This window comes from Chromatiaceae bacterium (assembly GCA_016714645.1).
Taxonomy (GTDB): Bacteria; Pseudomonadota; Gammaproteobacteria; order Chromatiales; family Chromatiaceae; genus M0108.
In genome coordinates, this window is record JADKCI010000001.1 from 1345435 (window position 1) to 1368359 (window position 22925).

General features: G+C 65.6%; 19 protein-coding genes. 3 read left to right on the plus strand and 16 right to left on the minus strand.

Features of this window, described 5'->3' with window-relative positions; all coding sequences use genetic code 11:
* Nucleotides 1–34 precede the first annotated feature (34 nt).
* From IPN92_06240 to IPN92_06300, 13 genes are all read right to left on the minus strand, one after another.
* On the minus strand, nucleotides 35–220 hold the full coding sequence (locus tag IPN92_06240) for a hypothetical protein (protein MBK8637892.1): 186 nt from the start codon (nucleotides 218–220) through the stop codon (nucleotides 35–37).
* Entirely contained in the window at nucleotides 213–803 is a 591-nt protein-coding gene (locus IPN92_06245; protein ID MBK8637893.1) for an RnfABCDGE type electron transport complex subunit A, read from the minus strand. The genes IPN92_06240 and IPN92_06245 overlap by 8 nt, the downstream gene beginning before the upstream one ends.
* Entirely contained in the window at nucleotides 796–1494 is a 699-nt protein-coding gene (locus IPN92_06250; GenBank protein ID MBK8637894.1) for an electron transport complex subunit E, read from the minus strand. Before IPN92_06250 ends, IPN92_06245 begins: the two co-directional genes overlap by 8 nt.
* Nucleotides 1495–1510: 16 nt before the next feature.
* Nucleotides 1511–2278 (minus strand): FMN-binding protein, encoded by a 768-nt coding sequence (locus tag IPN92_06255; protein ID MBK8637895.1) that lies wholly within the window; start codon nucleotides 2276–2278, stop codon nucleotides 1511–1513.
* Complete coding sequence (locus IPN92_06260) at nucleotides 2275–3318, minus strand: RnfABCDGE type electron transport complex subunit D (protein ID MBK8637896.1); 1044 nt, start codon at nucleotides 3316–3318, stop codon at nucleotides 2275–2277. The genes IPN92_06255 and IPN92_06260 overlap by 4 nt, the downstream gene beginning before the upstream one ends.
* A 9-nt stretch (nucleotides 3319–3327) precedes the next feature.
* On the minus strand, nucleotides 3328–4680 hold the full coding sequence (gene rsxC, locus IPN92_06265) for an electron transport complex subunit RsxC (GenBank protein ID MBK8637897.1): 1353 nt from the start codon (nucleotides 4678–4680) through the stop codon (nucleotides 3328–3330).
* 79 nt (nucleotides 4681–4759) lie between these two features.
* Nucleotides 4760–9679, minus strand: a complete 4920-nt coding sequence (locus IPN92_06270) for a 2-oxoacid:acceptor oxidoreductase family protein (protein MBK8637898.1) — start codon at nucleotides 9677–9679, stop codon at nucleotides 4760–4762.
* Between the two features lie 117 nt (nucleotides 9680–9796).
* A complete protein-coding gene (locus tag IPN92_06275; protein MBK8637899.1) occupies nucleotides 9797–10693 on the minus strand; it encodes an RnfABCDGE type electron transport complex subunit B in 897 nt (298 codons plus the stop codon).
* A 258-nt stretch (nucleotides 10694–10951) separates the two neighbouring features.
* Entirely contained in the window at nucleotides 10952–12145 is a 1194-nt protein-coding gene (locus IPN92_06280; protein ID MBK8637900.1) for an SUMF1/EgtB/PvdO family nonheme iron enzyme, read from the minus strand.
* 253 nt (nucleotides 12146–12398) lie between these two features.
* Complete coding sequence (locus tag IPN92_06285) at nucleotides 12399–13199, minus strand: N-formylglutamate amidohydrolase (protein ID MBK8637901.1); 801 nt, start codon at nucleotides 13197–13199, stop codon at nucleotides 12399–12401.
* Nucleotides 13200–13210: 11 nt separating this feature from the next.
* Entirely contained in the window at nucleotides 13211–14029 is an 819-nt protein-coding gene (locus IPN92_06290; protein MBK8637902.1) for a transglutaminase family protein, read from the minus strand.
* Nucleotides 14030–14292: 263 nt separating this feature from the next.
* Nucleotides 14293–14622, minus strand: a complete 330-nt coding sequence (locus tag IPN92_06295) for a MerR family transcriptional regulator (GenBank protein MBK8637903.1) — start codon at nucleotides 14620–14622, stop codon at nucleotides 14293–14295.
* Between the two features lie 4 nt (nucleotides 14623–14626).
* The gene (locus IPN92_06300; protein MBK8637904.1) at nucleotides 14627–15613 is read right to left on the minus strand and encodes a DnaJ domain-containing protein; all 987 of its coding nucleotides are present in this window, start codon (nucleotides 15611–15613) and stop codon (nucleotides 14627–14629) included.
* Nucleotides 15614–16027: 414 nt separating this feature from the next.
* On the opposite strand from IPN92_06300, the gene IPN92_06305 reads away from it, so the two are divergent.
* From IPN92_06305 to IPN92_06315, 3 genes are all read left to right on the plus strand, one after another.
* Nucleotides 16028–17575: a 2-isopropylmalate synthase gene (locus IPN92_06305; GenBank protein ID MBK8637905.1), complete on the plus strand. Its 1548-nt coding sequence runs from the start codon at nucleotides 16028–16030 to the stop codon at nucleotides 17573–17575.
* A 15-nt stretch (nucleotides 17576–17590) separates the two neighbouring features.
* A complete protein-coding gene (locus IPN92_06310) occupies nucleotides 17591–18388 on the plus strand; it encodes a uracil-DNA glycosylase (protein ID MBK8637906.1) in 798 nt (265 codons plus the stop codon).
* A 173-nt stretch (nucleotides 18389–18561) separates the two neighbouring features.
* A complete protein-coding gene (locus IPN92_06315; GenBank protein ID MBK8637907.1) occupies nucleotides 18562–18924 on the plus strand; it encodes a sulfur globule protein CV1 in 363 nt (120 codons plus the stop codon).
* A gap of 142 nt (nucleotides 18925–19066) precedes the next feature.
* Here IPN92_06315 and IPN92_06320 read toward each other — a convergent pair whose 3' ends face one another.
* The 3 genes from IPN92_06320 to IPN92_06330 are packed head-to-tail and all read right to left on the minus strand — an operon-like array spanning nucleotide 19067 to nucleotide 22794.
* Complete coding sequence (locus tag IPN92_06320) at nucleotides 19067–19816, minus strand: 1-acyl-sn-glycerol-3-phosphate acyltransferase (protein ID MBK8637908.1); 750 nt, start codon at nucleotides 19814–19816, stop codon at nucleotides 19067–19069.
* 23 nt (nucleotides 19817–19839) lie between these two features.
* Nucleotides 19840–20502, minus strand: a complete 663-nt coding sequence (locus tag IPN92_06325; GenBank protein ID MBK8637909.1) for an HAD family hydrolase — start codon at nucleotides 20500–20502, stop codon at nucleotides 19840–19842.
* A gap of 15 nt (nucleotides 20503–20517) precedes the next feature.
* Nucleotides 20518–22794, minus strand: a complete 2277-nt coding sequence (locus tag IPN92_06330; protein MBK8637910.1) for an NADP-dependent malic enzyme — start codon at nucleotides 22792–22794, stop codon at nucleotides 20518–20520.
* Nucleotides 22795–22925 lie beyond the last annotated feature (131 nt).

Consider the following 22925-nt stretch of genomic DNA (forward strand, 5'->3'; position numbering starts at 1 on the left):
GCGGATCACGGCTGCCTTGGCCTCCGACCCGGGATCAGGGCGTCCGCGTTTCGCACTGGCCGTTTTTGCAGGCACAGCCGCCGCCACAACTGCCGTCCGGGGCGCGGAAGGGGCCGAGCTTGGGGTTCTGGCGCGCGAAGGCGGCATAACGCTGCTGGACCCAGACCCAGCCGGCCAGGACGGCGAAGATGACCAGGCTGGCGATCAGGGCATTAGCCATGGGATGCTCCAAGGCCAGCGAAGCCCATGAAGGCCAGCGACAGGAGGCCAGCGAGCATGAGGCTCATGGCCGCGCCCTGACTTACCGTTGGCACCCGCGCCAGTTCCAGTCTTTCCCGCAGTCCCGCCATCAGCATCAGGGCCAGGATGAAGCCGGCGCCGGCGCCCAGGCTGTAAACCAGGCTTTGGACGAAGTCGTACTCCTTGGCGGTCTGGAAGAGGGCCAGGCCGAGGATGGCGCAGTTGGTGGTGATGAGGGGCAGAAAGATACCCAGGGAGCGGAACAGGGCCGGGCTGTATTTCTTGACGAACATCTCCACCAGTTGCACCGCCGCGGCGATGATGGCGATGTAGCAGATGAGGCGCAGGAACTCGAGTTGCAGCTCGACCAGGAGCCAGTTGATGCCATAGGCGCTGACCGAGCTGACAACCATGACGAAGGTGGTGGCCAGGCCCATGTTCCAGGCCGTCTCCTTCTTGGCGGAGGTGCCGAGGAAGGGGCAGATACCCAGGAAAAGCGCCAACACGAAGTTATTGACCACCGCGGCGTTAAGGAAGATGAGGGGCAGGGATTCGTTAGCCATGGGCGGCGACTCCAGCTTGTGCCAGGATACGCCGTTCACGGCGCTGTTTGAGCCAGGCAAAGAGCAGCAGCCAGGCCCCGAGGACGAAGAAGCCACCCGGCGGCAGCACCATCACCAGCCAGGGCTGGAAGCCCTCGCCAAAGAGGGAGTAGCCGAGGAGGGTGCCATTGCCCAGGATTTCCCGGACCGAGCCCAGGCTGAGGAGGGCCAGGGTGAAACCCAGACCCATGCCCAGGCCATTGACCAGGGTGGGTAACAGCCGCTGCTTGGAGGCATAGGCCTCGGCGCGGCCCAGGATGATGCAATTGACGACGATGAGCTGGATGAAGGCGCCGAGAGACGCATAGAGCTCCAGGCTGATGGCGTGGATGGCGTAATCGACCACGGTGACGAAGGTGGCGATGATGACGATGTAGCTGGCGATGCGGACCTGCTTGGGGATCCAGTGGCGCAGCAGGGAGACCAGGGCCCCGGAGCCGAGCAGGACGAAGGTCGTCGCCAGGCCCATGCCGATGGCGTTGATGGCGGAGTTGGTCACCGCCAGGGTCGGGCACATACCGAGCATCATGACGAAGACCGGGTTCTCTTGCCAAAGGCCGCGCAGGAAGGTGTCCGCGGTCAGGTTCTCCTGGCGGTTGAAGGGGTCGGCGGGCGCCGGGGCGCTCGGGGTCTTGGGGGGGGAATCAGTCATCTTGCCGGCCTCCCGGTTACCGCGGTTGGGACAGTAGCGCCAGATTGCGCTGGATGGCGGGGGCGGCACGCTGGGCGGCCTGGTTCGCCGCCTTGCCCATGGCTCGCGAGGAGATGGTGGCGCCCGTGATGGCGTCGATCTGCCAGGGATGCGTCTTGGTGCCGTTCTTGATGGTGACGATGGGGTTGGCCAGGGCGCTGCCCTCGGCATTGAGCCGGGCGTCCAGGGCCTCGAGGTTTTTCAAAAAGGCCGGGTCCGTGTCGAGCTTATCGCCGAAACCCGGCGTCTCGGTGGACTTGAGCACCTTGCTGCGGACGATGGCCTGGCGCTGCGGGTCATAGGCGAACATGACCTCCACGGGGCCGGCGTAACCGTTGGCGATGCCGGTGATGGCCAGGCCCTGGAGCTGGCCCGCGGCGTTGTAGCCGGCAAAGACGAGGCCGCCGCTGCTGTGGCCCGCGTCCATCTCGGCGGGGGTCAGGCCGCCGTCCGCCCCGATGACGTAATCGCGTTTGGCGACGGCCCCGGGAAGGATGCGCAGCACGGCCGCCTCGGTGGCGAGTCGCTCCTTCTCGGCGATGATGGGGGCGGTGAACTCGTAAGCCGCCGCCACCAGCAGGCCGGAGATCATGGCGATGAGGCCCAGGGTGGTCAACATGGCCCGACTGGGGGTGGCCGGGGCGGGGTTGCCGGTCTGGACCTTGAGGTCAGCCAGCGGGCCCTGGCCGGGCTGGGCCTCGGGCGGGGCCAGGTCTTGAGCCGGAACTTGTAGGGATGCCGTCATGACCGGCCCTCCTTTTTGGCGCCATAGACCCGTGGCTGGGTCGCGGCGGCCAGCAGGGGCGCGGCGGCGTTGGCGAGCAGGATGGCGTACATGATGCCTTCCGTGAGGCCCCCGAAGAGGCGGATAACGACGGTGAGGGCGCCGATGAAGAGGCCATAGAGGAGGGCGCCCCAGGGCGTCTCCGGCGACCCGACCATGTCGCTGGCCATGAACCAGGCCCCTAGCATGAGGCCGCCGGAAAAGAGAACGAACCAGGGCGTGGGATAGAGGTGGCCATCATAAAGCCAGAGGGGCAGGGCGATGAGGACGGCCCCGGCCATGACGCCCACGGGAATCCGCCAATCCAGCATGCGCTGAAAGGCGAGATAGAGGCCGCAGACCAGGATGAGGACGGCGGAGGTCTCCCCCGCCGAGCCCGGCACCAGGCCGAGGAAGAGGTCCCAGGTATTGGCCTCGATTTGCTGGAATTTCTGCAGGGCCATGGCGGTGGCGCCGGTAAAGCCGTCGATGCCCAGACCCGCCAGCCAGTCCGTGACCGGGATGGGCTTCATGAGTGGGGGGGTCAGGGTCGAGGGGATGAGCTCCAGGAAGCGGCCGGGGGCGAAGCCGGGGGTCCAGGTGGTGATGGCGACCGGAAAGGCCGCCTGGGCGAAGGCGCGACCCACCAGGGCCGCGTTCATGACATTGAAGCCAAGACCGCCGAACAGGGACTTGCCCAGGCCGACGCCGACAAAGGCCGCCACCGCCGCCATCCAGAGGGGAAAGCCCGGCGGCAGGGTCAGGCCGAGGAGCAGGCCGGTGATGACCACGCTCCAGTCCCCCAGGCTATTGCCCCGGTCGGAGAGGCGCGAGAAAAGATACTCGGTGGCCATGGCCACGCCGGTGGTGGTGATCAGCAGGAGCAGGGCGCTCAGTCCAAACTGGAAGATGGCGTAGGCGCAGATGGGCAAGAGGGCCAGGACTACGGTGCGCATGATCTGCGGCACGGTCCTGGCCCGCTTCAGGTGCGGGGAGGTGCGGATCTCGATAATTCTGGGCATGGCGGGCGCTCAGTGAACCTTTTTCTTCTGGTCGCGGTTGATGGCCTTGGCAATACGGAAGTACTGGGTCAGGGGGATGTTGGAGGGGCAGACGTAGGCGCAGCAGCCACACTCGAAACACTGATCTAGATAATACTCCCTGGCCATGCGGTCGTAGTCCCGGTGCTGGGCCAGTTGGCCCAGCATGGAGGGATTCAGGTTGACGGGGCAGGCCTCCAGGCAGGCCGAGCAGCGGATGCAGGGCAAGACCTGGCGGTGGGCCAGATCAGGATGTTCGACATCCAGGACCACGACGCCGGAGACGGCCTTGGTCACCGGCACCTCCAGGGAGGCCACCGACATGCCCATCATGGGGCCGCCGAGGATGACCTCGTGGGCCTGGTCGGTCATCTTGGTTTGTTCGAGCAGGAAACGCAGCGGCGTGCCAATGGGGACCCGGTAATTGCCCGGCTTGAGGACCCCGGGGCCGCTCACGGTTACCACGCGCTCGATGAGACCGCGGCTGAGCGGCAGGAGGTCGCCCATCTGGGCCAGGGTGCCGACGTTGTAAACGGCGATGCCCAGATCCGCCGGCAGGCCCCCCGCGGGCACCTCCCGGCCAAAGAGGCTTTTGATCAGGATTTTTTCGGCGCCCTGGGGGTATTTGGTCTCGACCGCCTCGACGGTGACCTGGATATCCAGGGGCAGGTGTTCCCGCAGCTTGGCCATGGCGTCGGGCTTGTTGTCCTCGACCCCGATCACGGCCCGGGTCGCCCCGGTCGCCCGCATGGCGATCCGGATGCCCGCCATGATGCTGGCCGGCTGCTCCAGCATGACCCGGTGGTCGCAGGTGAGATAGGGCTCGCATTCGCAGCCGTTCACCACCAGCGTCTCGATCCTGCGCCCCTCCGGGGGCTTCATCTTGACGTGGCTAGGGAAGGCGGCGCCGCCTAGCCCCACCAGGCCGGAGGAGCGGACGGCATCGATGAGTTCGTCTGGCGTCAGCACCGACAGATGGCGGGGCAGGTCGTAGAGGATTTCCTGGTTCGAGGCGCGATGCACCTTGAGGAAGATGGCGGGAATCCGGGGCCCTTCCGCCGTGGGCGCCAGGTCGATGGCGCGGATGACGCCATCGGCGGGGGCATGGATGGGCACGGAGAAGAAGCCATCGGCCTCGGCGATGGGTTCGCCGCGTACCACTTCCTGGCCGGCCTTGACGATGGGTCGGGAGGGCGCCCCCCGGTGCTGGGACAGGGGCAGCACCAGTTCCGGGGCGAAGGACAGGCGCCGGATGGGCTTGTCCGCGGTCTGCTCCTTATGCTCCACGGGATGGATGCCGTGGTCGAAGGTCTTGCGCGAGCTGAAGAGATTCAAGAGGCCCATGATTCGCTAACCCTTTATGCCGATTCCGCAACAAGGATACCGGGACCGGCCCGCCGTGGCGGGCCGGACGGGGTCCGGACTATTGATATTTGGCCGCCCGGGCGACGAGCTTCTCCAGATCCTTCTCCGCCGGGTTGAAGGGCGTGCCGGGGTGGATGCAACTGGCGGTGCACTTCTCCGCCGCCTTAACGATGTCCTTAAAGGGGCCGGCCTTGGGGTCCAGGACGATGGCCTGCTTCTGGGCGTTGTAGGCGAACAGCTTGGGGTTGATGTTCATGCACTCGTCGCAGGCCGTGCACTCGGGGCTCTCGATCCAGACCGGCTCCCAGCCAGCCGCGGCTCCGGGTGTGCCAGAGGCGGCCACGCTCGTGCCGTTGCCGCCCGAATTGGGGGCGAAGTCCGCCAGGACTCCGGCCCCGGCACCGCCCAGGGCTAGGGCGAGCAGGCTGGAAGTCAGCTTTTGGGCGATCTCGGCCTTGGCCTGATTGCGCACCATCTCCTCGTCGAAGGGGTGGTCCAGTCCCACCAGGCCGCGCAGTTGCCGCCAGAAGCCCCGCCGCTCCTCGCAGGAGAGGACCAGCTCATGGGACACCAGGGCACGCATCAGGCGATTCTTGCCATCCACGCCCCAAATGAAGGGGAATTTGTCCTCCCGCTCCTCGGTGTCCAGGTCCAGGAACTCATGCAGAGGCACCATGGCGTCGTTCCAGGTCTCCGGCGGGGCCTTGCGGAAGTGCTTACGGAAGCGGCCCTCGGTCATGGCGAAGTCGGCGAAGGTCATGGGTACTTCCATGCGCTGTGCCTTGCCGGCCTCGTCCTGGTACTGGACGGCCCAGGAGATCCAGTCGTCCTCGAGGTTGGGGTTGCCCTCGATGGAGCAGCACTCCTCGAAGGTGGTGCCCGCATCCGGGTCGTAGCGGAAGAGGGGATAGGCCCGGGACTCCACCGCCAGGCGGCTCTGGCGCTCGGAGCTGTCGTCGGGGACGCCGTGTTCCGGCTGGCAGACCGCGTAGATGTTGAACAGGGCCGGGCGGTGGCTGTTGAGGCCGTCGATGTAGCCCTCCAGCAGATGGCTCATATGGGAGATGGAACCCTGGAGCACGAAGCTGGTGCGATGGGCCATGCCGATGAGGCCCATCTCCTTGCGGATCTCGGTCTTGCCCTTCCACACCTTGCCATAGGGGGCCATGTCCGCGACCTGGCCGATGAAGCCGGAGGTGCAGGATTGGCCGCCGGTGTTGGAATAGGCCTGGGTATCGAGGACCAGGACCTTGATGGGCATGCCGGACATGAGGGCGCGGGACAGGTTCTGGAAGCCGATGTCGTACATGGCGCCGTCGCCGCCGATGCTCACCACGGGCGGGCAGAGGCGCCACTCCTCCTCGGTGAAATTCTTCCAGTTGAAATAGGTCATGAAGGCCTGGTGTTCGGCGGCCTGGTAGCCCTTGTCCAACTCGATCCGGGCCATGCGCAGGGCCTTGAAGCCCTCGGCCATCTTGCCCATGTGGCCCTCGAAGATGCCCATGGCGACCGAGGGTGAATCCTGGAAGAGGTGGCTGGTCCAGGGGAAGGGGTAGGGATTGTAGGGGTAGGTCGAACCCCAGACCGAGGTACAGCCGGTGGAGTTGATCACGCCCATCTCCGCGCGAGGCTGGGCGTCGGTGTAGCGGCCCTTGAGGTCGCGCAACTGGCCCAGCAGCTTGGTCACCCAACCGAGCCACTCGGGATCGACGGGATGCGCCTTGTGGCCCTGATCGAGCTGGGCGGAGAGGTCGCCAAGGGTGATGTCCTTGTCCTGGTTGTCATCCAGCACCTTGGCGATGGCGGCGGTGTTGGTGAGGTCCACGCAGGACGCCAGCTTGAGCCGGACATGGGTCTCCAGCCGGTTGATGAGGTCGTCGAGCTCCGCCAGGTGCTGCTTGATGCGCGGCTGCATCAGGGCGGTGACGGTGCCGGTGAAGAGGTGGATGACCGTCTTCTCGCCGCAGCCCATGCAGGCGCCGTCGCCGGAGACCATGGATTGATAATTGGACTTGTCGAGGAGCAGGGTCTCCAGGGCACCGACCTTCTCGTTGAGGTCGTCGATGCGGATGAAGTCGGGATGGGTGGTCGGCAGGTTGAGCCAGAAGCCCCACCGGGCCTGCATCTCGGCGATCGCCTGTTCGGTTTGGGGCTCGGCCACCAGGGCGCCGTCCTCGCAGACCTCGATACACTCCATGCAGCCCTTGCAGGTGTAGGGATTGATGGTGATGCTGAAGAGGCCGCCGCTGCCCTTTTCCTTCTTTTCGCGGTTGGTCCAGTAGGGCTTGGTAACGGCGAGCTGAAAGTCGGCCAGGGCCGTCAGGAAGAGGCCCATCTCCTTCTCCAGGGCCGCCTTCTGCTCACCTCCCAGCTCGGAGGCGGCCAGGGTCTCCAGCACCGCCTGGTCGAGCAGGACGTGGGTGCTGGCGCTCTCGCCCGCCCCTTCCAGCAATTCCCGCAAGCGCTTCTCGACCTTGCGGGTCTCGCGGCGAAGGTACTGGGTGGGCATGCCCTTCTCAACCCGCTGGATGGCGGTGTTGAAGATATCCGCGACGGTATTGACCAGACCAGGAATGGCGCTGTCCGGGCAGGTGGCGAAGCAACCGCCGCAGGCGGTGCAGTTCTCGGGCAAGAACTTGGGATAATCGAAGCGGATCTGGGTCATGTCCCGATAGACGCCGGTGGCGACCGGCATCAGGCTCAGGGCCAGGTAGGGGTCCGCCAGGTTGCTGTTACCGCGGCCCGTGGCGTAGAAGTAACCGGTCTGCCGCCAGAAGCGGTGGACGTCGGAGATAAAGCCATCGCCCTCCGGCAGTTGCTTGAGCATGATGGGCAACTTGGGCGTCTTGTGCGGGATGAGCTGGCCGGTGGAGAAGGGCTTGTCCTTGATCTCGATGATCTCGTCGAAGCCGCGGCGCACCACGCGCAGGTTGTCCTGCACCACGCGCTCGCCCTTGCCGCCAAATTTGGACCTTAACTGGTCCTCGATGGCCTGGAAGAGACCATTCTCGTCGAGGCCGGCGCGCTCCATCAGTGGCGAGGCGGCGAAGAAGGCGCCCTGGAAGGCATTGCCCTGCATGCGGAACTGGAGTTCCACGTCGGAGGCCTCGTCACGGGCGATCTTGAAGCCATCGACGTAGAAGACCTTAATCTCGTTGTCGATGATGAAGCGCCGCGCCTGGATGGGGAAGGTGGCCCACACCGCCTCGGCGGTGTTCAGGCTGGACTGGATGATGAAGACGCCCCCCTTTTTCAGACCCGAGATGGGATTGGAATGGGTGAAGACGTTGGGGTCCGGCGACATCACCACGTCAACATAGGTGTATTCGCAGTTGAGGCGGATGGCCTCGGGGGCGGCGGACAGGAAGTAGGTGGTGGGCTGCCCCTTTTTCTCGGAACCGTATTTGGGGTTGGCGCGGATGTCGAAGCCCAGCAGGTCGTAGAGGGTCATGGCCAGGTTCTTGCCCGTGGTCACCGCGCCCCAGCCGCCCACCGAGTGCAGGCGCACCGTGATGGCGCCCTTGGGGAGCAGGTTCGGGTTCTCGCTGCCCTTGAGGGCCAGGTTCATGGCGTCTGGATAGGCCTCGCTCAGGGCCTGGAGGCGGATCTCTTCCTTGGGGTCCGTCGCCTCGCGCATGAAGTCGATCGACAGATAGAAGAACCGCTGGCGGCGGCCCGTGGGCAGCATGTTCTCGATGGCGGCGATCAGCCCCTCGGGCTGGAGATCCCGGGAACCCAGGCCGTAGCAGCCCGAGTAGAGGCGGGGCATGTCACCCGACTTGTAGGTGGCGTAGGTGGGGAAAGGCGGGCGCTCGTCGCGGCCGATGCCGCCATTCTCCAGGCACTTGGTGAGGGCGGCGCGGACCTCCCGCATGATGGGCAGATCCTCCGCCAGGGGCTGGTCGGTTCTTTCCAGCACGGCCACGCCTTGCCGGCCCTTGAGGATGGGGCCGAGGAGGTCGCCGGGGAAGGGACGGAACATGGTGAGATTGACCACGCCTACCTTGAGTTTGCGGGTCTCGCGCAGGTAGTCGGCCACGGCCTCGGCCTGGAGGATCATGCTGCCCTGACCCAGAATGACGTATTCGGCGTCATCCATCCGGTAGCCCCGGACGCGCCGATAACGGCGGCCGGTGAGGGCGTGGTACTCATCCATCGCCTGGTCGGCGAGGGCGGCGATATGCTGAAAGAAGTAGGGCCGCTGGGCGGCGACCGCCTGCATGTAGGCATCCTGATTCTGTACCGGACCCGACACCATGGGCTTGTCCACATCCCAGACCTCGGGTATGCGGCGGCGGGTCTCGCCATAGACCAGCTTCTGGGCCGGGGTCGGGCAGGGGATGATGTCCGCGGGACGGCCGAGGAACTCCGCCACCAGGGCCCGCTCGGGAACCATCAGGGGTTCGATCAGGTGGGTGGTGAGGAAACCGTCCTGGGCCACGACCGCCGGGGTCAGGGAGAGTTCCGCGACCTTGCGGGCGATGAGATTGAGGTCCGCCGCTTCCTGGGTGTTCTTGCCGAACACCTGGAAGAAGCCGGTGTCATCGATGCAGTGATAGTCGTCGTGGGCGCAGTGGACGTTGAGGCTGGCCTTGGTGATGGCGCGACAACCCATGTTGAGCACGTAGGGCAGGCGCTTGCCGACGGCGCCGTACAGGGATTCGTGCATGAAGGCCACGCCCTGGGCCGAGGAGAAGTTGGTGGCGCGCAGGCCGGTCATGGACATACCGGCGGTGACGGCCGCGGCGGCGTGCTCGGACTCGGGTTCGACGAAGATGAGGGGCTTGCCGGAGATGTTGAGGTGACCCTTGGCGACCTCCTCGGCCCAATACTCGCCCATCTGGGTGGAGGGGGTGATGGGGTAGGCACCGGCGGCGTCCGAGGCCTCGCGCTCGCAGAGGATGACGGCGCTGTTGCCGTCCATCGCCTGGCGGACGCCGGGATACTTGTAGGGCTTCTCGTCTTTTTTTCCGAATATGGCCATGTTCTTCTCAGCGGTCTGGTAGGAGTGAATCCCGGCACTGGAAGGCGCGGGTGATCCGGATTCTTGTCGTTTTGGGCACTGGATAAGGTTTAAATTCGGGGTGAACGGCCGCTAGGCCCGGACCACGGGCAGTGGCTTGGCGTTCGCGGACTTGAGGGCCTCCTTGCGGATCACCTTGCGCGCGTCCTTGCCCTTCTCGATCTGGCCGCCCTTTTCCAGCCAGACGATGGCGCCGGTGGGGCAGCGCTCAATGGCGACGCGGGAGGCGAGGCTGTTTTTGGAGTAATCGATGACCGCCAGGTTGTCGCGGATCTCGATCAGACCCTCGGGAGAGTCCTGGGCGCAGCGGCCGCAGGCGGTGCAGATGACGCTGCATTCGGCCTCGGCCTCATCCCCGAATTCCCGGTTTTTGCAGGCGACCCAGAGCTGGTGGCTGACGGGTTGCAGGCTGAAGAGGTCCTTGGGGCAGACCTCGACGCAATCATTGCAGGCCGTGCAATCGGATTCGCTGACGATTGGCAGGCCATAGCGGTTCATGTGAATCGCTTTGAAGTCACAGACTTGCTCGCAGTCACCCAACCCCAGGCAACCCCAGGAACAGCCTTTGCCACCCCCAGAGACCATGGCCGCGGCCCGGCAGGAATTGATGCCGCCGTAGGAGGCGCGGATGTAGGCGACGTGGGAACCTCCGGCGCAGGCCAGGCGGGCGACCTGTTTCTCCTGGTTGCCCATGGCCACGCCCAGAAAGTTGGCGATGACCTGGTTCATATCCTTGGAGTTGACCGTGCACTTGCCGGGCTCGATCTCCCGCTTGACCAGGAGTTCGGCAAAGGGCCGACAGCCCGCCGTACCGCAGGCGCCGCAGTTGGCGTGGGGCAACAACTCCTCGACCTGGTCGATGCGGGGGTCCTCGAAGACAAAGAGGCGTTTATTGGCCACCACCAGGATGGAAGCCAGCATCAGGCCCAGGACGCTCATGAAGGCCACGGCAACGAAAATAGACACCATCGTTGACTTCCTTTGATGTCGGCCGCTGACGGGAAAGGCGGCTCGGGGGGGTTGCTGGCGGGGCGCTACCGGGTAGGCGCCGCCCTGTGGGTTCTCGGCGGGAAGGCCGGCGAACAGGGCGCGAAGTCTTGCGCTGGATAAATCAAGGACTAAGTTACACCTTGAGCCTTTATTGAAAAAACAAATTATATAAATCCATTGTATTGCAGCGCAGCATAGAAGGAACCAGGATCGCAAGACCGGGTGCTGGGGTTGAGTCTAGGCGGGAGGGAAAACCAGGCGCAGGCCGGAGACCCGGTACCGATCCTCTGGGCCGGCGGCGTGCCGGAAGCTGGCGCGGCGCAGGCAGCGTTGAGTGTAAAGGCTGGCCCCGCGCAGGACGCCGTGCTGGGCCGCGAAGGCAAGCTGGGACGCCGATGGCTCCGGGGAGGGGCTGAAATCCGGATAAGGATGAAAAGGGTTGGCGCACCACTCCCAAACTCGGCCCGTGCCCTGGAGGTGGCCGGCGCGGGCGGCGATTTCCCACTGATATTCATGCTGGAGCACGGCCCCGGCGAGGTCGCCCCCCAAACTTGCCACCCAGGTGGCATAGGCCCGGGCCTCGTGGCGGCCGAGCCCGGCGACGGGCTCCTCGGCGGTCAGGGGGCGCGCCCCGTTGAGGCCCAGCCCGAACCAGTGGCCATCCTCGTCCTGGCGCCAGTGCCAGGGGGCGGTGGCCTGGTGGGTGGTCAGCCAAGCCTGTCCTTCCGCATCCCAGAACTCCGGGCGGGCATAGCCGCCCTCGGCCATGAAGCCCAGGAACTCGGCATTGGTCACGGGCAGCCGGGCGATGCGGAAGCTGGACAACTCCGCCGCTTGGGGCGGGAATTCGTTGTCGTAGGCGAAGGACTCCTCGCGGGAACCGATCCGGTAGTGACCCTGAGTCATCGCCACCGTCAGGGTGGAGGGGGGGCGGGCCCGCAGGGGTTCGCCGCCGGGAGCCTCCTCGGACCCTGACAGGCGACGGGCGAGCAAGACCCAGAGCATGGCCTCGTAATCCCGCGCCGTCTCCTGGAGCAGGAACCAGGGCAGGCGGTCATCCTGGAGCCAGGGGCTGTCCGGCAAGGCCCCGGGGGTCGCCAGCCGGCGCAGATGCTCACCCTGCGCTTCCCCGGCCCAGGCCAGCAGATGGTCCCGCGGGGGCAGCAGATCCGCGGGGGCCTCCGCTTCTTGGGTCGCGAAGATGGGGCGGACCCGCTCCGCCAGCTCCGTGTCTCCCGCCAGGAATTCCCGTAGCCAATAGAGTTCGCGATAGACGGAGCGACCGAGATACCAGGCCAGGGGCGCGAGCCGGGGGTGGAAGCGCTGGTTGGCTTCATGGGCGGGCAGGCCTCGCATCAGGTCCGCCATCATGGTTTGCAGGCCGCTGAGTTGGCTCAGTATTTCGGGATTGGTCACATGCGGATCGCTCATTCGGTCGGTGGCGTTGCCTCTTCCTAGCCCTTTTTACCCCGCCCGAAGGGCTGAGTCTAGCCCCTCTTCGAGTATTCGCGGCCATTGCGAACCAGTGACGGTGCCGGCGCCATTCGCTGTCGGGGTCGATCACCCTCAGGGTCAAGATCGATGCCACCCCTCAAACAGGAGCCGCAAACGACACCGCAAGCGTCCTGGCTAACGCGACATCTTCCTTAACATGACCGCCGGTCGTTGTCAGGAGGATGTCGCGTCAGTGACCCGCTAAGCATCGGGCCTCGTCCTCGATCAGCCGATAGGCCTCGGCGAGGCGCGCGGCCCAGCGAGCGGCGCCCGCCAGGGTGTGAATCTCGTCCTGGCGAATCTCGATCATGACGCCTGGCAATGCGAAACCTTCTACGCAGCGGATGAGGGTGTAGTCGATGCTGGCCTCGATGGGATAGGGCGCGTTATCGCCCACGGTCAACTCCGGATCGCGGGTGAGGGCCTGGATCAGCCCATCGGCGAGCCTTCGATCCCGCCAGTGCGAGATGCCCACCTGCCAAGGCCGTTGCTGGCCATTCAGAACGGGGGTAAAGCTGTGGATACTGAGCAGCAGCGTCGGCCGCTGGCGGCGTTCAGCGAGCAGTCCGGCGATGGCGTCGTGATAAGGCTGGAACAGGGTCGCGCCCCGGCGTTCGCGCTCCGCGGCGGAGATACCGAGATTGCCGGGGATGGGCACCCCGGCACTCAATTCGGCAATGGATTGTGGGTGGCCGAGGGGCCGATTGCAGTCGATGACCAGGCGCGAGTAACCGCTCAAGACCAGGGGTGCATTGAGATGGGCCGAGAGGCGCCGCGCCACCTCGGCCGCGCCGGGATCCCAGGCGATATGATCCGCTAACTGGGCGGCGTCCAGGCCCAGCGAGCCGAGTTGGCGTGGGACCCGGTTGGCGGCGTGATCGCAGACGAGCATGGCCATACCGCCACCCTGGCGGTTAACGACCTCAAAGGCGTCGGGTTCGTCGGCTTCCAAAAGCGCGATGGGTTGCTGGCCCGGCAGGGGAGCCATCATCCGCATTGACGTCAGCCCCGTGGCTGACCGACCACCTCGTCCGCCCACACCTTGAAGCTCTTCAGCTCATTGGGGCCAAAGGTGTGACTGATCGGCACATCCGCCGCATCCCGGCCCTGGGCGATCAGCACCCGGCCGATGCGGGGGACATTGTTACGCGAATCAAAGGTGTACCAGTGTCCACCCAGGTAGGCCTCGAACCAGGCCGAGAAATCCATTGGCCCCGTGACCGGCACCCCGATGTCGCCCAGATAGCCGGTGCAGTAACGGGCAGGAATGTTCATGGCCCGGCAAAAGGCAATCGCCAAATGGGTGAAGTCGCGACAGACGCCGGTGCGTTCCTGGAAGGCCTCGAGGGCGGTCTTGGTCGCCCGGGCATGTTCATAGCCGAAGGCGATATGCGCGTGGACAAAATCACAGATGGCCTGCACGCGTGGCCAACCGGGAGGCGTCTGCCCGAAGAGCGACCAGGCCGTTTCGGAGAGGCGGTCCGTCTCGCAGTAACGGCTGCCCAGCAGATACACCAGAGTATCCGCCGGCAAATCCTCCACGGCGTGTTGCGCCAGGTAGGGATGGACCTCGTCCGGTAAGCCGCTATCGTTGACGAGGGCGTCCGAGGAGATGCGGATCTGCCCCGGAGGCGCGACGATGCGACTGCACCAGTTACCAAAACCGTCCCGGTAGGCACTAATGGGCCGGGGTGGGTTGGTGATGATGTGGTCGGCGACAACCACATCGGAGGCGCGGCTGTAATGGATATTCAGCGTCAGCAACATGGGTGTCGGCCGTGGACACTCGTAAATCAGCTCGTATCCAACCCGTATCTGCATCCTTATTCCCCTGAGTCGTCTGGAAGGGTGGACCGGCGTGTGTCGGGAATCCAACCATCAAGGCGGATCGCAAGCCTACGCATCGGCATTCAATTCAAGTAACCGTAACATGCCGGGATAGCCGGCACCAGCCCATATTGAGCCAGTGGGGCGGCGGTCGTGGGCGTTGCGGTAACCCCGAACGGGCCCCGTGAAGGGGCCTGGCAGGGTCGGTTGGCGTGGGGGGTAATACCGGAAGCGGCAGGCCGCGCCGGGAGGAGGGGCTAGTCCCGCCGCACCACCTGTAGCTCCAGGCCCTGGAGGCGCTCCCGCAAACGATCGATCTCGTCGAGCAGGTCCAGGGCGAGGGCGGTGGCGGGCCAATCCAGTTCCAGGTCATGGCTGAGACGCAGGGCGCGGCGGATGCGGCGCACCTGGAGGCCGTCGAAGCGCCAGTCGGCGGGTGATTCGCCGCGCGGCGCCAGCAGACCCTCGCCCACGAGCAGGGCAAGGAGTTCGTCGCTGATGCCGCACAGGTCGGTGAGGTCCTCCAGGGCCAAGGCCAGGTTTTCGTCGAGGATCACCCCCTGGACGAAGTCGGGGGACTCATTCATGGCGTTAGCCTCCGAGCCGGGCGCGTGGGTCAAAGGCCAGGGTGTCGGCCATCCGCTGGTAGAAGGCCTTGGTCTCCGCCGTGTCCGCGGGCGGGGTCACCATTTCGAGGATCACCAACTGGTCGCCCGGGGGATCACCGGGCAGGCCGCGCCCCTTGAGGCGCATGCGCTTGCCGGTCTGGCTGCCCGCCGGAATCTTGAGGGTGACGGTGCCGCCCAGGGTCGGGACCTGGACGCTGGCCCCCAAGGCGGCTTCCCAGGGGGCGACGGGCAGGTGCAGCAGGATATCGCGGCCATCGGTCTGATAGAGGCGATGGGGCTTGAGCTTGACCTCCAGGTAAAGATCGCCCGCGGGGCCGCCACCGACGCCGGGTTGGCCCTGGCCGGCCAGGCGAATCTGGCGCCCCTGGCTGACGCCGGCGGGGATGCGGACTTTGAGGGTGCGCGACTGAGAGCTGACATAGCCTTGGCCGTCCTGGATCGGGGTCTCCAGGCGCAGTTCGCGGGTACCGCCGGCGAAGGCCTCCTCCAGGCTGATCTCGACATGGGCGGTCTGGTCCTGGCCCCGTTGCCGGAACATCTCCTCGCGCCGCGCGCCGACACCGCGCCGGGTATCGCCGAAGTTATCCCCGCCGGCGCCGCCAAAGCCGCCCCCAAAGAGGCTGGAGAAGAAGTCACTGAAGCCGCCCGCGTCGCCGGGGCCGCCGGTGTTGAAATGAAACTCCCGGTGGAAGCCACCCCGGCCGGGGGGCGGCCGGAATTCCTGGCCCGCGCGCCATTGATTGCCCAGGTCATTGTAGGCAGCCCGCTTTTCCGGGTCCTTCAGGACCTCGTTGGCCTCGTTGATCTCCTTGAACCGGGCTTCCGCGTTCGGCTCCTTGCTGACGTCCGGGTGAAACTTGCGCGCGAGCTTGCGGTAGGCCTGCTTGATAGCCTCCTGGGTGGCGTCGCGAGGCACCCCCAGGGTCTTGTAATAGTCTTTGTACTCCATTGCGCATGCCGTCCGAAAGGTGAGGATGAACCCCCGGCAAGCGCCGGGCCCTGGCCAATGAATCGGGTCTGTTCAACTCAATTCTATATGATAGCGGCCCGCTTTCCATGCAAGCCGCGGGCTGTCACGGGCGCTGGGGCTCTTGGCATCCGTCGTCGCTTGCCCTATATTCCAGTTTCAGAGAAGACCACCTATTCTGTCGAGTATGACTTCCAGTTACCTTTCGCGCCTTACCGCGACCCTGCTTTTGGCCAGGCTCCAGCTTCGGCCCCTCCTGCTGGCGCGTCCGCTGCTGCCCTGAGGGGCAGACGAGACAAACAGGCCCTGGCGGGGGCCCCAGATTACGCGACCATGCAGACCTAAATTTCATCGATAGCGCCGGCCCAGAGGGTCCAGGCGCGGCAGGAGCGCTCCATGAGCAAAGAACATCTCATCATTTTCGATACCACTCTCCGGGACGGCGAGCAAAGTCCGGGCGCCTCCATGACCAAGGAGGAAAAGGTCCGCATTGCCAAGGCCCTGGAAAAGCTCCGGGTTGACGTGATCGAGGCGGGTTTTCCCATCGCCAGTCCTGGCGACTTCGAGGCCGTCAAGGCGGTGGCCGCGGTTATCAAGGACAGCACCGTCTGTGGCCTGGCCCGCGCCATGGATCGCGATATCGACACCGCGGGCGAGGCCCTCGCCGGCGCCAAGTCGGCCCGTATCCATACCTTCATCGCCACCTCGCCCATCCACATGGAGCGAAAGCTGCGCATGACCCCTGATCAGGTGGTCGAGCAGGCGGTCCATGCCGTCAAGCGGGCCCGGCGTTTCACGGACGATGTCGAATTCTCCCCGGAGGATGCGGGTCGCTCCGAACTGGATTTCCTCTGCCGGGTCCTGGAGGCGGTGATCGATGCCGGCGCGCGGACGGTCAATATCCCGGACACCGTGGGTTACAGCGTGCCCTATCAATTCGGTGACCTCATCCGCAACCTGCTGGAGCGGGTCCCCAATGCCGACAAGGCGGTCTTTTCCGTCCATTGTCACAACGACCTGGGCCTGGCCGTCGCCAATTCCCTGGCGGCGGTGCGCAATGGCGCCCGCCAGGTGGAGTGCACCATCAACGGCCTGGGCGAGCGGGCCGGCAATGCCGCCCTTGAGGAGATCGTCATGGCCGTGCGCACCCGCCAGGATCACTTCGCCTGCGACACCCGCCTCGACACCACCCAAATCCTGCATTGCTCGCGGCTGGTGTCCGGCATCACCGGTTTCCCGGTACAGCCCAACAAGGCGGTGGTGGGCGCCAATGCCTTCGCGCATGAGTCCGGTATCCACCAGGACGGCGTCCTCAAGCACCGCGAGACCTACGAGATCATGCGCGCGGAGGATGTGGGCTGGACCGAGAACCGCATGGTGCTGGGCAAGCACTCGGGCCGCAATGCCTTCAAAAGCCGTCTCGTCGAGTTGGGCATCAGCTTCGACTCCGAGGAAGAACTCAACGCCGCCTTCGCCCGCTTCAAGGAATTAGCGGATAAAAAGCACGAGATCTTCGACGAGGACCTCCAGACCCTGGTGACCGACGCCAATCTCGACGCCACCAACGAGCGCGTTAAACTGGTGTCGATGAGGGTCTGCTCCGAGACCGGCGAAACCCCCAGGGCCGACGTGGTCCTGCTGGTGGATGGCCAGGAGGAGCCCGGCGCGGCCATCGGTGGCGGCCCTGTGGATGCCACCTTCAAGGCCATCGAGTCCATCGTCAACTCCGGGACCGTGCTGCGACTCTACTCGGTCAACAACATCACCAGCGGCACCGACGCCCAAGGCGAGGTCACGGTGCGGCTGGAGAAGGGTGGTCGCGTCGTCAATGGCCAAGGGGCGGATACGGATATCATCATTGCCTCCGCCAAGGCCTACATCAATGCCTGCAATAAGGTGCTCAAGCCCCTGCAGCGGGCCCACCCCCAGGCCGCCGACGTCTGAGGAGGCTTGAGCGCCATGGACCCCAGCCGGCGCCACCTCTATCTGGATGCCATGGGTATCCAATCCTGGCGCCCGCGGGTTGCGGTTGGCGATGATCAGGCCAAAATGCCCGGGGCGGGTGCGGGGGGCGAGGTGGCGATGGCTCGCCGCGACCCCGCGCCGACCCCGGCCCCGATCCCTCCGCAGACCGTGCCGTTGGCCCTGGTCCCCCCCCTTGCCACCTGGCCTGCTTTCGACTCCGGTGGTAACGGCGTCGGCCTGGATTGGGAGGCGTTGCAGGCCCAGGTCGCGGCTTGCCAGGCCTGTGGCCTGTGGGAGACCCGCACCCAGACCGTCTTTGGCGTGGGTCGCCAGGATGCCGACCTCATGCTGATCGGCGAGGCCCCCGGCGCCGATGAGGACCGCCAGGGCGAGCCCTTCGTCGGCCGCGCCGGTCAACTCCTGAACCGGATGCTGGCTGCCATTGGCCTGGATCGTGGCCAGGTCTATATCGCCAATATCCTCAAGTGCCGGCCGCCCGGCAATCGCGATCCCAAGCCCGAGGAGGCGGCGGCCTGCCGTGCCTTCCTGATGGCGCAAATCGAGCGGGTCCAGCCGCGCATCATCCTTTCCCTGGGGCGCATTTCCGCCCAGCACCTGCTCGCCACCGGCGAGGCCGTGGGTCGGCTGCGCGGACGCTGGTTCAGCTTCGGGCCCGACGCCGTGCCCCTGATGGTGACCTTCCACCCCTCTTATCTCTTGCGTTCGCCAGAGCAGAAGGCCCTGGCGTGGCGGGATCTGACGGAAGTGGCCAGGAAGTTGCGGGACCCCTGAGGGCCCTGGCTGGCCAAGCCACGCGGGGCCTGTATTCGAATCTGTCTATGACAACCCGGGAGGTGATAAAAAAATCCGATTTTGAAAATAATCAAATGCTAATATTATAGATACCGTAGGCACGCAGAGTGTCTCGCTTGATGAACAGCCCACTGATAAATAGGAGAATCCGAATGAAAAAGCTTGCTACCGCCGTCGCCATCGCCGCCCTTTTGGGTGCCTCCGCTTCCGCTTCCGCCTTCTGGGGCGGCCCAGGTTGGGGCAACAATGGTTGGGGCAACAACTCCAACAACTGGTGGAACGACATGTTCGGTGACGGTTATGGTGACTTCAACATGAACATGTCCGGTGGCGGACGTGGCTGGGGCCGTGGCTATAACCGCTATCAGGACTACTATGGCTATGCCCCCTACTGGGGTGGCCCCTACGGCTACGCCCCTTACGGTGCCCCCTATGGCGCGCCCTACGGTGCTCCTTATGGTGCCCCCTATGCCCCGCCCGCTCCTCCGGCCGCTCCCGCCGCCGAGGCCAAGTAAGGATTAGTCCCTGTGATTTGCCCCCAGGATGGGAGACAGGCCTAGGACAGGCCCAAAAAAACCGCGCTTCGGCGCGGTTTTTCGTTAGGGGTGGACCGGGCTGGCGCCAAGGGCCCGGTGTGGTGACGAGGGCCCCGATCGGCTAGCTGTCCCCTGGCAAACCCAAGGCATCGCCAATGGCCCGCCGGCAGGCCTCCGCCATCCCCTTCCGGTCCAGACCCGCGCTCGCCAGGGGCGGCAGGAACTGGACCTGAACCCGGATGCCCGGATTGCGCAACACCCGGAGCAGATGGGGCAGGGGGTGGTCATCGCCGATGAAGGGCGCGATTCGATCCAGCCGGTCCGGCTTGCCATAGCGCAGGGCGACGGGTTGCAGCCAGGCCCCGCTCTCCTGGGCGGCGGCGAAGAGGCGGGGATGAAAGGGCCGCAGTCGGCTGCCGTCGGCGGTCGTGGCCTCGGGAAAGATCACGACCACCCGGCCGGCCCGGGCCCGGCTGGCAATCTGGTCCGCTATGCCCCGGGCCTGATTGGCGCCACGGTGGATGAAGAGGGTGCCCAGCACCTCGGCCATCCAGCCAATCAGGGGCCAGGCGCGGATCTCGGCCTTGGACAGGAAGGCGACGTCGCCCTGGGCCCCCAGCACGGGGATGTCGAGCCAGGAAATGTGATTGGCTACCAGCAGAATCCCGGGGGCCAGGCTCCCCGCCACCGCTAGCCGCAGGCCCAGAATCCGGCACAGGCGCCGGTACCACCAGCGGGTCAGGGTCGGTCTCCAGGCGGGGCGTAGGCCCAGGGCCCGGGGTAGCGCCACGGCGCTAGCCACCAGGAGGGTGGCCGTCAGAATATGGAGCAGGAGGCGCAACCCGCGCCAGAGAAGCCGAAACGATGGCATGGTCCCGTCCGCTGGCCCTTATCTCAGGCCTCGCCCCGCAGGGATATGATGGGCCAGCCCTTCGCCCGGGCATGTCGCGCCAGGGTCTCGTCCGGGTCCACCGCCACCGGACATTCCACCTGCTCCAGCAGGGGGATGTCGTTGTGGGAATCGCTGTAGAAATGACTGCCCGCGAGGTCGCCCCCCTCTTCGGCCAGCCACTGGCGCAGGCGCTCGACCTTGCCGGCCTGGAAGGCGGGGGTGCCCGCCAGATGGCCCGTGAAACGTCCCTCCCGCTCCTCGGGAATGCTCGCGATCAGGTGGGGTATGCCAAAGTGCGCGGCGATGGGCGCGGTGACGAAGGCATTGGTGGCGGTGATGATGAGCAGGGTATCCCCCGCCGCGCGATGGCGCTCCACCAGCGCCACCGCGGCGTTCGGGACGATGGGCTCGATCTTCTCCCGGACAAATCGCTCCCGCCAGCGGAGCAGATCCTCGGGCTCATGGTCTTTCAGGACCCGCAGGGCGAAGCGCATGAATTCCTGGATATCGAGTCGGCCCTCCTTGTATTCACGGTAGAAACGCTCGTTCTCCCGCTCGTATTCCTCCCGATTGACGATGCCCTCCTCGGCGAGGAAGAGCCCCCAGAGGTAGTCCGAGTCCCCCGCCAGCAGGGTGTTGTCGAGATCGAAGATTGCGAGTGCCAAGGGGACTGAGCCTGTTTACCGTTCCAGGGATTCGACTACCGCCAGGGCGGCCATGTTGACCAGGCGGCGGACGGTGGAGGTGGTGGTGAGGATATGCACCGGGCGCGCGACGCCCAGGAGGATGGGGCCGATGGTGACCCCTTCGCCGCCGGTCATCTTCAGCAGGTTGTAGGAGATGTTGGCGGCATCGATGTTGGGCATGACGAGCAGGTTGGCCTCGCCCTTGAGCATGGAGTTGGGATTGGCGGCGCGGCGGAACTCCTCTGAGAGGGCGGCGTCGCCGTGCATCTCGCCATCGACCTCCAGTTCCCCGGCCGACATGGCGTCAATCAGGGAGGCGGCACGGCTCATCTTGCGGGCGGATTCGGAGGGGCTGGAGCCGAAGTTGGAGTGTGACAGCAGTGCCACCTTAGGTTGGACCCCGAAGCGTCGCACCTGCTCGGCGGCCATCAGGGTGATCTCGGCGATCTCCTGGGCGCTGGGGTCCTGGTTGACGTGGGTATCGCAGATAAAAAGGGAGCGGCCGGGGAGCATGAGGTAGTTCATGGCCCCCAGGGTATGGACGTCGGAGCGCTTGCCGATCAGATCCCGGACCACCCGCAGATGCTCGGCGAAGAGGCCGCTGGTACCCAGGAGGAGGCCGTCGCCGTAGCCCAGCCGGAGCAGTATGGCGCCGATGATGCTGTTGTCCCGGCGCAGCGCGGACTTGGCGATGGCCGGCGTGACGCCACGGCGCACCATCAGCTTGAGGTAGGCCTCCCAGCACTCGCGATAGCGCTCGTCGGATTCCGGGTTGACGAGATCGAAATCGACCCCCGGCCGGATGCGCAGTTGCGCCTTTTCCAGCCGATAGCCGATGACGGCGGGCCAGCCGATGAGGATGGGGCGGGCGATCCGCTCCTCGATCAGGATCTGGGCGGCCCGCAGCACCCGTTCGTCCTCGCCCTCGGCGAAGATGATGCGCTTGCCCTTGGTCCGGCGGGCGGCCTGGAAGATGGCGCGCATACCCACGCCGGTGTGGTAGATAAACTCCGTCAGCTTGGCGCGATAGCCCTGCCAGTCGGTGATGGGCCGGGTGGCTACGCCGGAATCCATGGCGGCCTTGGCCACGGCGGGGGCTATCCTGAGGATCAAGCGCGGATCGAAAGGGGTGGGAATCAGGTATTCCGGACCGAAGCTGAGTTCCCGGCCGGGATAGGCCATGGCCACTTCGTCGGTGGCCTCGGCCTCCGCCAACTCGGCGATGGCCCGCACGCTGGCGATCTTCATCTCCTCGGTGATGCAGGTGGCGCCGACATCCAGGGCGCCGCGGAAGATGAAGGGGAAGCAGAGGACGTTGTTGACCTGGTTGGGATAGTCCGAGCGGCCGGTGGCTATGATGGCGTCCGGGCGCGCGGCCTTGGCCAGGTGCGGCATGATCTCGGGCGTCGGGTTGGCCAGGGCAAAGATCATGGGCTGGGGGCCCATGGTCTTGACCATCTCCGGGGTCAGGACCCCGGCGGTCGAGAGGCCCAGGAAGATATCGGTGCCCTTGATCGCGTCGCCCAGGGTGCGCGCCGCCGTGTCCTGGGCATACTGGGCCTTGGTCTCGTCCATGCCGCCCGGCCGGCCCGTGTAGATGACGCCCTTGGAGTCACAGACGATGATGTTCTGGCGCTGGACGCCAAGATAGCACCAGAGATTGAGACAGGAGATGGCAGCGGCGCCGGCGCCGGAGCAGACGACCCTGACTTCCGCGATGGGTTTGCCGACGACCTTGAGCCCATTGAGCAGGGCGGCGGCGGAGATGATGGCGGTGCCGTGCTGATCGTCGTGGAAGACCGGGATCTTCATCCGTTCCTTCAGCTTCCGTTCGATGTAGAAGCACTCCGGGGCCTTGATATCCTCCAGGTTGATGCCGCCCAGGGTCGGTTCCAGGGCGGCGATCATGTCGATCAGCTTGTCTGGGTCCCGCTCTGCCAGTTCGATGTCAAAGACGTCGATGCCAGCGAATTTCTTGAACAAACAGCCCTTGCCTTCCATGACCGGCTTGGCGGCGAGGGGGCCTATGTCACCCAAGCCGAGGACGGCGGTGCCATTGGTGACGACGCCAACCAGGTTGGCTCGGGACGTGTAATCAGCGGCCGTCGCCGGATTGGCGACGATGGCGTCGCAGGCGGCGGCGACCCCCGGGGAATAGGCCAGCGCCAGGTCGCGCTGGTTGGTCAGGACCTTGGTCGGGCGGACGGAAATCTTACCGGGGGTAGGCCAGCGGTGATATTCGAGGGCGGCCTCGCGCAGATCCTTTTCCACTGAAAAACCTCTTAGCGTCGAATCGTGAAAGGCATGGAAGCCTACTCCAAAGAATTGGGACCAGCAAAGGGTATTCCATGCTCTGCCCCGGCCTTGCCGCCAGGACTTTTGCTGACCTGGGACGGGGTTGT

Excerpts from the sequence above, each read along its gene's own strand:
- IPN92_06250 (MBK8637894.1), bottom strand. The coding sequence starts at position 1,494 with ATGACTGATTCCCCCCCCAAGACCCCGAGCGCCCCGGCGCCCGCCGAC.
- IPN92_06275 (MBK8637899.1), bottom strand. The coding sequence starts at position 10,693 with ATGGTGTCTATTTTCGTTGCCGTGGCCTTCATGAGCGTCCTGGGCCTG.
- rsxC (MBK8637897.1), bottom strand. The coding sequence starts at position 4,680 with ATGGGCCTCTTGAATCTCTTCAGCTCGCGCAAGACCTTCGACCACGGC.
- IPN92_06240 (MBK8637892.1), bottom strand. The coding sequence starts at position 220 with ATGGCTAATGCCCTGATCGCCAGCCTGGTCATCTTCGCCGTCCTGGCC.
- IPN92_06305 (MBK8637905.1), top strand. The coding sequence starts at position 16,028 with ATGAGCAAAGAACATCTCATCATTTTCGATACCACTCTCCGGGACGGC.
- IPN92_06285 (MBK8637901.1), bottom strand. The coding sequence starts at position 13,199 with ATGATGGCTCCCCTGCCGGGCCAGCAACCCATCGCGCTTTTGGAAGCC.
- IPN92_06245 (MBK8637893.1), bottom strand. The coding sequence starts at position 803 with ATGGCTAACGAATCCCTGCCCCTCATCTTCCTTAACGCCGCGGTGGTC.
- IPN92_06290 (MBK8637902.1), bottom strand. The coding sequence starts at position 14,029 with ATGCAGATACGGGTTGGATACGAGCTGATTTACGAGTGTCCACGGCCG.
- IPN92_06310 (MBK8637906.1), top strand. The coding sequence starts at position 17,591 with ATGGACCCCAGCCGGCGCCACCTCTATCTGGATGCCATGGGTATCCAA.
- IPN92_06260 (MBK8637896.1), bottom strand. The coding sequence starts at position 3,318 with ATGCCCAGAATTATCGAGATCCGCACCTCCCCGCACCTGAAGCGGGCC.
- IPN92_06280 (MBK8637900.1), bottom strand. The coding sequence starts at position 12,145 with ATGAGCGATCCGCATGTGACCAATCCCGAAATACTGAGCCAACTCAGC.
- IPN92_06255 (MBK8637895.1), bottom strand. The coding sequence starts at position 2,278 with ATGACGGCATCCCTACAAGTTCCGGCTCAAGACCTGGCCCCGCCCGAG.
- IPN92_06320 (MBK8637908.1), bottom strand. The coding sequence starts at position 19,816 with ATGCCATCGTTTCGGCTTCTCTGGCGCGGGTTGCGCCTCCTGCTCCAT.
- IPN92_06315 (MBK8637907.1), top strand. The coding sequence starts at position 18,562 with ATGAAAAAGCTTGCTACCGCCGTCGCCATCGCCGCCCTTTTGGGTGCC.
- IPN92_06300 (MBK8637904.1), bottom strand. The coding sequence starts at position 15,613 with ATGGAGTACAAAGACTATTACAAGACCCTGGGGGTGCCTCGCGACGCC.
- IPN92_06295 (MBK8637903.1), bottom strand. The coding sequence starts at position 14,622 with ATGAATGAGTCCCCCGACTTCGTCCAGGGGGTGATCCTCGACGAAAAC.